Raw genomic sequence first — 12,185 nt, 5'->3', positions numbered from 1 at the left:
GGATTTTAGTGCCCGGAGTGGCTGGACGTCTCGCAATCATGCCTGGGCGAACGTCACGCGATCGAGCAGCAGATGCGAGATTGCCGTGAAGCGGACGCCCTCGACCTTGGACGAGACGATGCGGCTGTATTGCGAGAAGTAGCTGATGATCAGCGGCGTCTCGTCCAGCAGCAAGGTCTGGATGTTGCCCGCGGCAAGGCGTTGCGCCTGAAGGTCGCGGGCCTTGCCATATTCGAGCAGCAGCCCGTCATAGGCCGGGTTGTTGAAATGCGCGGCGTTCCAGGCGCCCGAGCTCTTCAGCGTGGCATTGAGGAAGATGTCGGGCGTGCCGCGATGGCCAAAGTCGGTAATGCCGAGATTGGAATCGAGCCATGGCGACGAGCCGAACTTCGCCGAGCCATAATAGGCGTCCTGCGGCAGCACGTTGAGCTTGATGTCGATGCCGGCCTTCTTGGCAAAATTCTGGATCAGCACGGCATAATCGGGAATGTCATAGGCGCGCTCGGTGGTCAGCGTCACCGGGAAGCCGTTCGGCACGCCGGCTTCGCCAAGCAGGCGCTTGGCCTCGGCGATGTCCTGCTTGCGCTGCGGCACCGACGGATCGGCCGAGGGGAAGATCGGCGCGAACGGGGTGTCGTTGCCGACGATGGCGCGGCCCTTGAGCAAGCCCTTGACCACCGCCTCGCGGTCGATGGTGAGCGCCAAGGCGCGGCGAATGCGCTTGTCGGTGAACGGCGCCTGGTCGGTCCGCAGATGCACCTCGTCATGCGAACTTGCCTGCACGCTGAGCAGCTTGAAGTTGGGATTGCCCTCGATCGCCAATTCCAGCCGGGTCGTGCTCGGGATGACGTCGAGCTGGCCGGCCTGCAGCGCCAGCACCTGCGCCTGCTCGTCGTCGAAGAACTTGATCTCGACGCGGTCGGGCAGCGCCTTGTCGCCCCAATAGTCTGGGTTGCGCACGAAGCTGGCGCCCTGCTTGGGGCGGAAGGATTCGAGCTTGAACGGGCCGGTGCCGTTGAAATTCTTCTCGAAATCGCCGGCATAGTCGGCCGGCAGTATTACGGCGTTGTAGACGTCGGAGGAGACATAGAAGGGGAAGTTGCTGTTGGGGCCCTCGAGATCAAAGGCGACTGTCTGGTCGTCGACGACCTTGGCGCCGCCCTTGGACAGGATGCCCTTATAGGCAGACAAAGCGGACGAACCGCTGGCCGGATCGACCAGCCGCTCGAAGCTCGCCACAACATCCTTGGCTGTGACGGTGCGGCCGTCGTGGAATTTCACGCCCGGCCGCAATTTGAAGGTCCAGCGGCTGGCCGTCTCGTCGGCCTCCCAGGACAGAGCGAGCTTCGGCTGCAGACCGTCCTTGGGATCGTCGAGGATGAGATATTCGCCGACCTGGCTGATGACGCCGATGCTGGCCGGATCGGTGATCGAGACGGGATCGATCGCCTTGGTCGGCTGTCCGAGCCCAACGCGGACCGTGCCGCCGGCGCCGGCAGCGCGCGCCGTGCCGAAACCAGCAAGTCCCTGCGAGGCGGCAAAGCCGGTGAGGCCGATCAAGGCTGCGTATTTCAGCAGATCGCGGCGCTTGAGGAAGCCGGCCTGGTGCTCATCGACGGCGACGTTCCAGATGTCGCCGGACAGATTGCGAAGCGTATCGATGTCGTTGCGTTTGGTCATTTTGAAACCCCTGTCTGAAATGACTGTTGAATGGCTTAAGCGACTGGTTCGCCGTCGAGATGGATGCGGTCGACGGCTTGCGGGTAAAAGGCGATGAGGCCCCTGATCTTGGGCATTTCGGCAATGGGATCGCGGTAGCTCCAGGCGACATCGGGGCTTACCGAGCCGTCGGCGCGCCGGCCCGACCAGTAGGAGGCGATGCCCTTGTAGGGACAGCGCGTCGTGCTGTCCGAAGCGGTCAGCCGGTCGAGCCTGACATCGTCCGGGTGCAGGTAGAAACGCGTCGGTAGATGCGTTTCGAACAGCAGCACCGGGCGATGGCTGTCGGCGATCAGTTCGCCGTCGCACCAGATCTGGACGTGACTTGAACTCTGCAGCACATCGATGCGTGCGTATGGATCGCGGGCGTGGACGAAGACTTCTTCTTCCTCCTCGAACCATTGGTCGACCGCTTTCCAGGTGAAGGCGATGCGGCCGGCCAGTGGCGACAGGCTTTCATCCGGCGGCGCGACAAACGACCAGGCCGCATTGGGAGAAGCTTTCGATCCCGTCTCCAGGTCCCAATAGGTGGTTTCGCCGCCGACTGGATGCGGCTGGCGATGCTCGGACGGCTTCAAGAGCGAGCGGTCCACCGAGGAGGCCGGGAAGAAATAGATCGGCAGAAAATGGTTGGAGCGCAGCACCAGGACGTTGCGGCTGTCGGCGATGGTGCGGCCGGCGAATTTGACCCGAATGCGCTTGGGGCTGTGCAGAACATTGATGAGCTGCGGAGCCGTGGCTTCGCGGGGCTGAAGTTTTGGCGCTGCGGTCATATCAGTTGCCCCAAGTCAGGATACGGCGCGCACATTGTCGCGCTGTTCGGTGAAGCGGTTGGCCGGCCGCGCCAGGCCGAAACGGTCCCGCAGCGTCCCCGGCGCATATTCGGTGGGGAATACGCCGCGGCGCTGCAGTTCCGGCACGACCTGCTCGGCAAAATTCACCCAATCCTCCGGCAGCAGCGGGAACATCAGGTTGAAGCCGTCGGCGGCACCTGCCTCGAACCAGTCCTGCAGCTGATCGGCGATCTGGTTCGGTGTGCCGACGACGGTCGGCACCGAACCGCTGTTGGCGAGCTTGCGAGCGATCTCGCGCAGAGTGAGGTTCTGCTTCGACCATTCCTTGACTCGATTGAGCGAGGTGCGGCCGCCATTGAAGGTGCTCTCGTCCGGCAGCGGCGGCAGCTGGCCGTCCGGCGGATATACGGAGAGATCGACGCCGCTCCAGCTAGAGAGAAGGTCGATGCCGACCCGATCGGGAAGCAAGCTCTGCAGATACTCCTGCCGCTCGCGTCCCTCCGCTTCGGAAGCTGCGACGATCGGCAGGATGCCCGGCAGGATCTTGAAGCTCTCGGGCTTGCGGCCGTAACGGGCGAGGCGCTCGTTGATGTCCTGCCTATATTTGATGCCGTCTTCCTTGGTGCTGTAGATGGCAAAGTGCGCATCGGCATGCGCGGTAGCGAAATTCTTGCCGTCTTCGGACGAGCCGGCCTGGACGATCAGCGGATGGCCCTGCGGCGGGCGCGAGACATTGAGCGGTCCGCGCACCTTGAAGTGCGGGCCCTTGTGGTTGATCGCATGGACCTTGTCGGGATCGGCGAAATAGCCCGATGCCTTGTCGATAAGCAGGGCTTCGTCTTCCCAGCTGTCCCACAGTGCCTTGACGATATCGAGGAATTCGGTGGCGCGCTCATAGCGAAAGGCGTGCTCGATATTGCCGTCGCGGCCGAAATTGCGGGCCTCCTCGTCCATGGCCGACGTCACCACATTCCAAGACGCCCTGCCCTTGCTGATATGGTCGAGCGAGGCAAACATGCGGGCGACATTATAGGGCTCGCTGTAGGAGCTCGAGGCGGTGGTGATGAGGCCGATATGCCTGGTCACGCCGGCAAGCGCCGACAACAGCGTCAGCGGTTCCAGGCGGGCATTGGCGTAATGGGCTACGCCGCTCTGTACGGAATCCCAGATCGCGACATGGTCGGCGACGAAGATCGTATCGATCCTGGCGCGCTCGGCAGACTGGACGAGATCGCGGTAGAAGTCGAAGTCGAGCACTTCGCGGCCCGGCGCGCGCGGATGGCGCCACGACATGCGATGATCGCCCTGCGGATTGAAGAAAAACGCGCTGAGGATCATGTGGTCGCGTGCCATGCCGGTCTCCTTGCAGAACTGCTTCAGGCGACCGTCGCGATGCCTCGACCGGCTGCGACAATCTCTCCTGAGCGGTGAAAGGTAGATTGCGCTCCAGCTTAATTCGAGTAATTTTATAGAGATTGTGCGGCGCGAAAGCGGAAGCGATTGCCCTCGAAGACCGCGCCGAAAGAAAGTGGTTTCAGCAAGACATGTCGTCATCGGTTCTGAACGTCGAGCAGCTCACCGTCGCCTATGATGAACGCCGGGGATCGCATCCGGCCGTCAACGGCGTGTCGCTCACCATCGGCGAAGGCGAAGCGCTCGGCCTTGTCGGCGAGTCCGGCTCGGGCAAAAGCTCGGTGGCACTCGCTATTCTGCGCTATCTGCCGAATAACGCCCGGATCGCCGCGTCGGCGCTCGAGTTCCAGGGCCGCGAGATCCGCAATCTCTCCGGCGAACAGCTGCGCCGGCTAAGGGGCGATCGCATCGCGGCCGTCTACCAGCATCCGGGTGCGGCGCTCAATCCGGCCATGACGATTGGCCGGCAGATCACCGAGACGATCATGCGGCATCGCCCGGTTCGGCAGGACGAAGCACGCACCCGCGCCGCCGAGCTGCTCGGCCGCGTCAGGGTGAGCAATCCGGAGCGGGTGCTCGATCTCTATCCGCACGAATTGTCGGGCGGCATGCAGCAGCGCGCCAACATCGCGATTGCCATTGCGCTCGACCCGTCGCTGCTGGTGCTGGATGAGCCGACGACGGCGCTTGACGCCAGCGTCCAGTCCGAGATCGTCGCCATCCTGCAGGACTTGCGCCGCGATCACCAAACCAGCGTTCTGCTGATCAGCCATGACATCAACATGGTCCGCCGGGCCTGCGATCGGGTGGCCGTGATGCAGTCGGGGACGGTGGTCGAAAGCGGCATCGCCAACGATGTCTTCGAGAACCCTGTTCACGCCTACACCAAGGCGCTGATCGCCTCGATCCCGGCGCTCAACTTCACCAAGCGCGACGGCAGGCTGGCCGAGATGCACACAACCGGCCCGTCGAAGCCTGTCCGCAGCGATCAACCGGAAGCCGCACGTCCGATCGCCGTCGCCTGCAAAGGCATCAGCCGCGCCTTCGGCTCCCAGGCCGTCCTGCACGATATCGACCTGGAGATAGCCCAGGGCGAGACGTTCGGGCTGATCGGCGAATCCGGCTCCGGCAAGTCGACATTGGCAAGGATCGTGACTGGCCTCCAGACGCCGGACGCTGGGTCGGTCGAGCTGTTCGGCAGCACTGTCGCGCCGCGCGTCGAGAAAAGAAGCCTGAGCGAACGACGCGACGTGCAGATGGTGTTCCAGTCACCCGACCGCACGCTCAATCCGCGCCAGCGGATCGGCAGGATCCTCGGCCGTCCGCTGCGGCGGCTCGCCGGCTTTAGCCGCAGCGAGGTGAAGCAGCGTGTCGGCGATCTCCTGGCCTCGGTTCGTCTTGCCGCTACGACCGTCGACCAGAAGCCGAGATCGCTGTCTGGTGGCCAGCGCCAACGGGCGGCGATTGCGCGCGCCTTTGCCGGCGTGCCGAAGCTCGTGGTGTTGGACGAGCCGACCTCTGCGCTCGACGTTTCCGTGCAGGCGACCGTGCTCAATTTGCTCAACGACCTGCAGCGCGACAAGGACACCACCTATCTGTTCATCAGCCACGACCTCAGGGTGGTGCGCTATATGGCCGACAGGATCGGCGTGCTCTATCGCGGCCGGCTGGTCGAGACGGGATCATCCGAGCAGATTTTCCGTGGCCTCAACCACCCCTACACGAAGCTGCTTCTGGCCGCGTCCTCGGATGAGACGGCGCCGAGGGCTCCGGCTCAGCTCCACGTCGCGGCACACGATGCCGAGACCTCCGGATGCTCCTTTGCCGCCCGCTGTCCTGTCGCGCTGCCCGATTGCCGAAAGGCGCAACCACCCGTCAGGCAGGCCGGCGACGGTCATCTGATCGCCTGCTGGAGAGACGCAAGCAGTCTCTGATTGCGAAGCGGGCAACTGACAAGCCTTCTTTCGAGGAGATGTCCCCCGGCCGATGCGGCCGGAGGACAGGCTTGGGAGGCGCCTGACGTCGGCTGGAAATTTCCGGCGATGGTTTTGACCAGCGTCGATTTGCCGGCACCATTGTCGCCCATCAGGCCGAGAACCTCGCCCTCATTGATGTCGAGCGAGACATTGTCCAGCGCGCGGACGGCACCGAAATCCTTCACGATATGTTCGAGACGCGCTAGAACCGGCATCGCATCCTCCCATGCCAATTTGTAAGTTTCTGATACAAATCATCGTTTGAAACTTGGGTCAATGGGCTTGGGGATGCTGAATGTTTTGTTGCGATGCACCCAACTTTGGGTCTTTCAAACCGCCTAGAATTCTATTAGTATGCAAATCAAACAAATTGTGGAGAACGACGTGCTGGTGTCGACCGATCTTCGGCCGAACGAAACGAGGGCACTTGCGGCGCTGTTTCGTGCCGGCGCGTTGAGCCGAGCGGCGCTCGCACGCGATCTCGGCCTGACCCGGTCGACCACCGGCGCCCTGGTGCTGGGGCTGACCGAAGCCGGTCTGGCGCGCGAGCGGTCGGATGGAACGGATGACGAGCAGGATAGCGAGGGTCGGGTCGGCCGTCCCGGTATCCTGGTCGAGATCGAAGGCAATGGCGGCTTCTTCCTTGGCGCTTATATCGGCGTCAACTGGATCGCAGCCGTGGCTGTCGACCTTGCCGGCGCGCGGCGTGCGAGCGCCTCTAGGGCATTTGCCGGCCCGGGCAGCACGCCTGAAGCCGCGGTTGCCATCATCGGGGAACTCGTCGCCGAGATCCGCTCGCAATTGCCTGCGGGCACGCGCCCCTACGGGCTCAATGTCGCCGTGCCCGGCTTCCCCGCCGCCGACGGGATTTCATACCATGCCACCATTCTTGGCTGGCACGGGGTCAATCTGGCGGAGCTTTTGCGCACTGCCTTTGGCGCGGACTTTCCAATCCTCTTGGAAAACGATGCCAATGCCGTGGCGGTGGCCGAGACATACCGGTCGCGGCCAGGAAAAGACGACGAGGATGCTCTGGTCATCCTGATCGAGAACGGCGTTGGCGGCGGCATCATCAATGCCGGCAGGCTGCATCGCGGCCGGCTCGGCGGCGCCGGCGAAATCGGTCATCTTCGCATTGGCGACGAAGGTTTTGTCTTCGACGCGAAGCGCCCGGGGCGGCTGGAATCCTATGTCGGCAAGGATGCGTTGCTGGCTCGCTATTTGCACATAAGCGGACTGCGCGCCGGCCTGCATGAGTTTGTGGCGGCATTGGCCGACGGCGAGCCGCCAGCCGTTGCCACGGCGCGCGACTGGGCGCTCTGGTTCGGTCGCGGGCTGGCGACACTTGCCTGCACCTTGCAGCCGGAGCGCATCATCCTCTCCGGCTCCGTCAATGCTGTCTATCCCTTTGTCGCCGAGCAGGTGGAAGCTTTTTTGCTGGAGTTCCTGGCTGAAGGTTACCCCGTTCCTACGGTCGAACTGTCGCGCGTCGGGGCCGACGGTCCGGCATTGGGCGCTGCCTGTCTGCTGCATCAGGCAGCTTTGTCGGGCGATCCGCAATTTCAACTTCGCGGCCTCGCCGCGCGCTAATCAGGAGAGATTCCATGCCTCGCAAAGACGAAAAGCGGCTGCGTGTCGGCGTGCTCGGCTGCGGTCCGATTGCCCAGGCGGCGCATTTCGAATCCTGCACCAAGGCACGCAATACCGATCTCTATGCCATCTGCGATGTCGCCGACGATCTGCGCGACAGGATGGCGGCGACCTACGCGCCTGAAAAATCCTATGCCGACTACGGCCTGATGCTGGCCGATCCCGATCTCGATGCCGTCATCATCGCGACATCGGACATTTTTCACGTCAAGGCCGCGGAACTGGCGCTCGATGCCGGCAAGCATGTGCTTTGCGAAAAGCCGCTGGGCGTTTCGGTCGAGGAGGTCGAAGGCTTGCGGGCCACGCTCGACAAGAGCGGCAAGGTGCTCCAGGTCGGCCATATGAAGCGCTTCGATCCCGGCATCCAGGCGGCAAAGGCTTTCGTCGACGACGAAATGGGCGAGCGGCTGGCGTTCAAAGGCTGGTACTGCGACAGCACCCACCGCTACCCGATGACCGATGCGGTGCAACCGCTGATCATCACCAGCGCCAAGGCGCGCAAGCCTGCCGTCAATCCCAAGGCGGATCTGCGCCAATACTACATGCTGGCGCATGGCAGCCATCTCCTCGATACGGCGCGCCATCTGCACAGGCCGATCGAAGCGGTGGAGGCCCGGCTGACCGAGCGCTATGGTGCCTATTGCTGGTTCGTCACCACCATCTTCGCCGACGGCACGATCGGCCATCTCGACCTGACGGTCGCCGTGCGCATGGACTGGCACGAAGGGTTCCAGATCTATGGCCAGAACGGCAGCGTTCTCGCGAAGACCTATAACCCCTGGTACTACAAGAGCAGCGAGGTCGACATTTTCCGCGAGGCCGATGGCAGTTGGCACCGGACGCTTGGCGCGGATGGCCACTTCTATCGCCGGCAGCTCGAAGGCTTTGCCGATGTCGTGCTGAATGGCGCGCCGATGATCGGCGCCGGCATCGAGGACGGCATCGCCTCGGTCAGGGGCATGGCGGCCATAGCCCGCTCGGCCGCTGCCGGCGGCCGCGCCGTCCGTCTGGCCGATGTCGACGGGGTCGTGTGATGCAGCTTGGGATTTTCGCCAAGACCTTCGCCACCACCGGCGCCTTGCCGGTGCTGCGCGCGGTCGCGGACGGCGGCTACACGGCGGCGCAGTTCAACATGGCGTGCCTTGGACTGCCGTCGATGCCGGACAGCATCGAGCCGGATGCGGCCCGGTCCGTCGCTAAGGCGAGCGGCGAGGCCGGCGTTTCGATCGCGGCCGTGTCTGGAACCTACAATATGATCCACCCGGATCGCTCGGTTCGTGTGTCAGGTCTTGCTCGGCTGGAGGTGCTGGCTGCGTCATGCGCTGACATGGGCACGCGCCTGATCACGCTGTGCACCGGCACAAGGGATGCACAGGATCCGTGGCGCTGGCATCCCGACAATGCAAGCGAGGCGGCATGGAGCGATCTGCGGACGGAGATGGAAGCGGCGATCGCGATTGCCGAGCGCTTCGACATCGAGCTCGGCATCGAACCGGAACTGGCCAATGTCGTCTCCAGCGCGCGGGCCGCTCGCCGGCTGCTCGACGAGATGAACAGCGCGCGGCTGCGCATTGTGCTCGACCCGGCCAATCTATTCGAAGTGGCGGACAGCGCGGAGCGTCACCGCCTGATCGACGAGGCCGTCGATCTGCTGGCTGCGGAGATCGGCATGGCCCATGCCAAGGACCGCAATGCCGATGGCAGTTTTGCCGCCGCCGGACAGGGCGTCGTCGATTTCCCGCATTTCATCGGCTGCCTAAGAGCCGCCGGGTTCGACGGCCCCCTGATCACGCATGGCCTGACAGAGGCCGAGGCGCCCGGCGTCGGCGCGTTCCTGCGCAATGTCCTGGAAGCGAGCGACGACACGTGAAAAAGACCTTCAGCCGAGATGGCGTCGACCTTGCCTACCGGGAGGTCGGCACGGGCCTTCCCGTCATCTTCCAGCATGGACTGGGCGGCGATGAGGCGCAGGTGGCCGACGTGTTTCCCGATCTGCCGGTGACGCGGCGCGTGACGCTCGAATGCCGTGGCCAGGGCGGATCCGGCTACGGGCCTGTCGAGCAGCTTTCGATCGCGACGTTTGCCGAGGACGTCGATGCACTGGCCGACGATCTCGGCCTCGGCCCGGCCGTCGTCGGCGGCATCTCGATGGGCGCGGCGCTGGCGCTTCGCCTGGCGGTGCACAGGCCGGCGCGGGTGCGGGCGCTGGTGCTCGCCCGGCCTGCGTGGGTATCCCAGGCTGCACCGGCCAATATGAGGCCCTATGCCGTGGTCGGCGATCTCCTGATGCGCCATTCGCCTGACGCCAGGCGTCTGTTCGATGACAGCGCAGTTGCCGCAGAGCTAGCGAGGCTGGCGCCGGACAATCTCGCCAGCCTGCAAGGCTTCTTCAATCGCCCGGACCCGGTTCTGTTCGGTAGGCTGCTTTCGGCGATCGCCGGCGACGGTCCCGGCGTGAGCGAGGCGGACATCCGCGCTATCGCGGTTCCGACCTTTGTCATCGGCCATGACCATGACCTCGTCCATCGACTGGACGACGCACAGACGCTGGCCGGGCTCATCCCGTCGGCCCGGCTTTGCACCATCACAGCCAAATCGCAGGATCGCGCCGCCTACCGGCGGGAATTCCGCGCCTGTCTTTCGGAGTTCCTGGAAGCGCTGGCATGACGCATCAAACGATGGACGACACGATCGCCGTGGTCGAGATCGGCGGCACGTCGGTCAAGGTTGGCTTTGCCGACCACGGCATCCCGGTGGATTTTGCCCGCACCTACCCGACCGCGCAACTGCGCAAGGGCGCGCCGGTGGCGGGGTTGGCCGATGCGGTCACCGCAGCCTGCCGCGATGCCGGGCTCAAACCTGCACGGGTCGTTGCGACGGTGCCTGGGTTCATCGACCGCGACTTCGACACGGTGCTGCACACGGCCAACATTCCCGAACTGAACGGCATCCGGCTGGGTACGGAACTGGCATCGCGGCTCCGCGTTCCCGTGCGGCTCGAACGCGACGTCGTGCTGCAATTGCTGGGCGAAAGCGTTGCCGGCGCGGTGAAGCGGCAAAAGGAGGTGCTGGCGGTCTATCTCGGCACCGGCATCGGTGCGGCCTATCTCGGCAAGGACGGCATTTTCAGGGGCGGCGGCTGGGCGCTGGAAATCGGCCATATGCCGATCTACCGGCCTGACGAAAGCGGACCGCCAAACCGCGTCGAGACCTACGCCTCAGGGGCAACGCTTGTCGAACTCGCGACAGACTACGATATCCCGGTTGCCGAGCTGTTTTCGGCGACCGGGCAGCCGCCGTCGCTGCGCGAATGGCTCGATGAGATCGTCTGGCAGCAGGCGGTGACCATCGCAACGGCAGCCGCTTTGTTTTCCCCGCAGACGATCCTGATCGGTGGCGGCATTGTCGACATGAAGTCCTATCCCCGCCAGGCGCTCAAGCAGCGCATCGCGGACAGCCTGCCGCATTCGCTTGTTGTAGAGCCTCTGGACATACGCTGGGCGGCCCTGGGCTGGCAGGCGGCGATCCATGGCGCGGTGCTGCTCGGCGCGGTGTGATCGCCGTGGTTGCTGTCGGCGAAGGATTACTTGATCGTCTTCCCGTCCGCCCCAAACCGGTATGTCTTACCCGGCTCCGGCGTTGCATACAGCGTCGCACCTGGCTCGGCGTCGTAGACACCGAAAATGCGGACCGTGATCAGCCCGGCCTTTTCGCAGTCGAGATAGAGGTTGGTGTCGGCGCCGAGATGTTCGGCATGCACCACCGTTCCCTTCCACGCGCCGGACCTTGGATCCACGGTCAGATGCTCCGGCCGCACGCCGATCGTCTTGGCCGTCTCGCCCAATCTGGCGCCGTCGATGAAATTCATCTTCGGCGAGCCGATAAAGCCGGCGACGAACTCGTTTGCCGGCGAATTGTAGAGCTCCATCGGGCCGCCGATCTGCTCGATCTGGCCGGCGTTGAGCACGACGATCTTGTCGGCCAGCGTCATCGCCTCGACCTGGTCGTGGGTGACGTAGATCATCGTCGCCTTCAGCCGGCGATGCAGCTGCGCGATCTCCAGCCGCGTGTTGACGCGAAGCGCTGCGTCGAGGTTCGACAAGGGCTCATCGAAGAGGAACAGTTTTGGCTCGCGCACCACGGCGCGGCCGATGGCGACGCGCTGGCGCTGGCCGCCGGAGAGTTCGGCCGGCCGCCGCTCGAGATAAGGCTCCAGCGACAGCATCGACGAGGCGACGCCGATCCGGCGGTCTATCTCGGCCGCCGGTGTACCGGCCTGCTTGAGGCCAAGGCCCATATTGTTCTTTACCGTCAGATGCGGGTAGAGCGCGTAGGTCTGGAACACCATGGCGATGCCGCGTTTTGCCGGCGGCGTCGCCGAAACATCGGCGCCGTCGATCACCACCCGGCCCGAGGTCGAATCCTCCAGTCCGGCAATGACCCTGAGCAAGGTCGACTTGCCGCAGCCCGACGGGCCGACGAAGACGACGAATTCGCCGTCGGTCACTTCGAGGTTGATGCCCTTCAGCACCTCGACCGGCCCGAAAGCCTTCTTCACATTCTCGATTACCAGCGAGCCCACGGCAGTCCTCCAAATTGATGAGTGGGCGCCAAGGCACCCCCCTCTGGCCTG

10 protein-coding genes and 1 pseudogene are annotated in these 12,185 nt (G+C 64.2%); 6 read left to right on the top strand and 5 right to left on the bottom strand.

Going from position 1 to position 12,185, the window contains the following annotated elements:
* Window positions 1-36: 36 nt before the first annotated feature.
* The 3 genes from NKH54_RS05480 to NKH54_RS05470 are packed head-to-tail and all read right to left on the bottom strand — an operon-like array spanning window position 37 to window position 3,866.
* The gene (locus NKH54_RS05480; RefSeq protein ID WP_352887375.1) at window positions 37-1,680 is read right to left on the bottom strand and encodes an ABC transporter substrate-binding protein; all 1,644 of its coding nucleotides are present in this window, start codon (window positions 1,678-1,680) and stop codon (window positions 37-39) included.
* 35 nt (window positions 1,681-1,715) lie between these two features.
* On the bottom strand, window positions 1,716-2,492 hold the full coding sequence (locus NKH54_RS05475) for a DUF427 domain-containing protein (RefSeq protein WP_352887377.1): 777 nt from the start codon (window positions 2,490-2,492) through the stop codon (window positions 1,716-1,718).
* Window positions 2,493-2,507: 15 nt separating this feature from the next.
* Window positions 2,508-3,866 carry an LLM class flavin-dependent oxidoreductase gene (locus NKH54_RS05470; RefSeq protein ID WP_353027837.1) on the bottom strand — a complete coding sequence of 453 codons (1,359 nt, stop codon included), beginning with the start codon at window positions 3,864-3,866 and terminating at the stop codon, window positions 2,508-2,510.
* Window positions 3,867-4,057: 191 nt separating this feature from the next.
* Here NKH54_RS05470 and NKH54_RS05465 point away from each other — a divergent pair, with 191 nt between their 5' ends.
* Window positions 4,058-5,860, top strand: a complete 1,803-nt coding sequence (locus NKH54_RS05465) for a dipeptide ABC transporter ATP-binding protein (RefSeq protein WP_023806179.1) — start codon at window positions 4,058-4,060, stop codon at window positions 5,858-5,860.
* Between the two features lie 77 nt (window positions 5,861-5,937).
* Here the strand turns inward: NKH54_RS05465 and NKH54_RS05460 are convergent.
* Window positions 5,938-6,117, bottom strand: a pseudogene (locus tag NKH54_RS05460) (ATP-binding cassette domain-containing protein); the annotation flags it as partial.
* Window positions 6,118-6,256: 139 nt separating this feature from the next.
* On the opposite strand from NKH54_RS05460, the gene NKH54_RS05455 reads away from it, so the two are divergent.
* The 5 genes from NKH54_RS05455 to NKH54_RS05435 are packed head-to-tail and all read left to right on the top strand — an operon-like array spanning window position 6,257 to window position 11,109.
* A complete protein-coding gene (locus tag NKH54_RS05455; RefSeq protein WP_353027836.1) occupies window positions 6,257-7,492 on the top strand; it encodes an ROK family transcriptional regulator in 1,236 nt (411 codons plus the stop codon).
* A 14-nt stretch (window positions 7,493-7,506) separates the two neighbouring features.
* Window positions 7,507-8,586, top strand: a complete 1,080-nt coding sequence (locus NKH54_RS05450; protein ID WP_353027835.1) for a Gfo/Idh/MocA family protein — start codon at window positions 7,507-7,509, stop codon at window positions 8,584-8,586.
* Window positions 8,586-9,422, top strand: a complete 837-nt coding sequence (locus NKH54_RS05445) for a sugar phosphate isomerase/epimerase family protein (RefSeq protein WP_023702361.1) — start codon at window positions 8,586-8,588, stop codon at window positions 9,420-9,422. The genes NKH54_RS05450 and NKH54_RS05445 overlap by 1 nt, the downstream gene beginning before the upstream one ends.
* Window positions 9,419-10,219: an alpha/beta fold hydrolase gene (locus tag NKH54_RS05440; RefSeq protein WP_353027834.1), complete on the top strand. Its 801-nt coding sequence runs from the start codon at window positions 9,419-9,421 to the stop codon at window positions 10,217-10,219. Before NKH54_RS05445 ends, NKH54_RS05440 begins: the two co-directional genes overlap by 4 nt.
* Window positions 10,216-11,109 carry an ROK family protein gene (locus tag NKH54_RS05435; RefSeq protein ID WP_353027833.1) on the top strand — a complete coding sequence of 298 codons (894 nt, stop codon included), beginning with the start codon at window positions 10,216-10,218 and terminating at the stop codon, window positions 11,107-11,109. The genes NKH54_RS05440 and NKH54_RS05435 overlap by 4 nt, the downstream gene beginning before the upstream one ends.
* 26 nt (window positions 11,110-11,135) lie before the next feature.
* Here NKH54_RS05435 and NKH54_RS05430 read toward each other — a convergent pair whose 3' ends face one another.
* Entirely contained in the window at window positions 11,136-12,134 is a 999-nt protein-coding gene (locus tag NKH54_RS05430) for an ABC transporter ATP-binding protein (protein WP_353027832.1), read from the bottom strand.
* Between the last annotated feature and the right edge of the window lie 51 nt (window positions 12,135-12,185).

This window comes from Mesorhizobium sp. M1004, from assembly GCF_040318795.1.
In the GTDB taxonomy this organism is placed as follows: domain Bacteria; phylum Pseudomonadota; class Alphaproteobacteria; order Rhizobiales; family Rhizobiaceae; genus Mesorhizobium.
The sequence above is the reverse complement of the archived record's forward strand: the minus strand, read 5'-3'. Positions and strand labels throughout refer to the sequence as shown.

What these genes read in the sequence shown, in the direction of transcription:
- NKH54_RS05455 (WP_353027836.1), top strand. Translation starts at nt 6,257, where the DNA reads ATGCAAATCAAACAAATTGTGGAGAACGACGTGCTGGTGTCGACCGAT.
- NKH54_RS05435 (WP_353027833.1), top strand. Translation starts at nt 10,216, where the DNA reads ATGACGCATCAAACGATGGACGACACGATCGCCGTGGTCGAGATCGGC.
- NKH54_RS05475 (WP_352887377.1), bottom strand. Translation starts at nt 2,492, where the DNA reads ATGACCGCAGCGCCAAAACTTCAGCCCCGCGAAGCCACGGCTCCGCAG.
- NKH54_RS05470 (WP_353027837.1), bottom strand. Translation starts at nt 3,866, where the DNA reads ATGGCACGCGACCACATGATCCTCAGCGCGTTTTTCTTCAATCCGCAG.
- NKH54_RS05445 (WP_023702361.1), top strand. Translation starts at nt 8,586, where the DNA reads ATGCAGCTTGGGATTTTCGCCAAGACCTTCGCCACCACCGGCGCCTTG.
- NKH54_RS05465 (WP_023806179.1), top strand. Translation starts at nt 4,058, where the DNA reads ATGTCGTCATCGGTTCTGAACGTCGAGCAGCTCACCGTCGCCTATGAT.
- NKH54_RS05480 (WP_352887375.1), bottom strand. Translation starts at nt 1,680, where the DNA reads ATGACCAAACGCAACGACATCGATACGCTTCGCAATCTGTCCGGCGAC.
- NKH54_RS05450 (WP_353027835.1), top strand. Translation starts at nt 7,507, where the DNA reads ATGCCTCGCAAAGACGAAAAGCGGCTGCGTGTCGGCGTGCTCGGCTGC.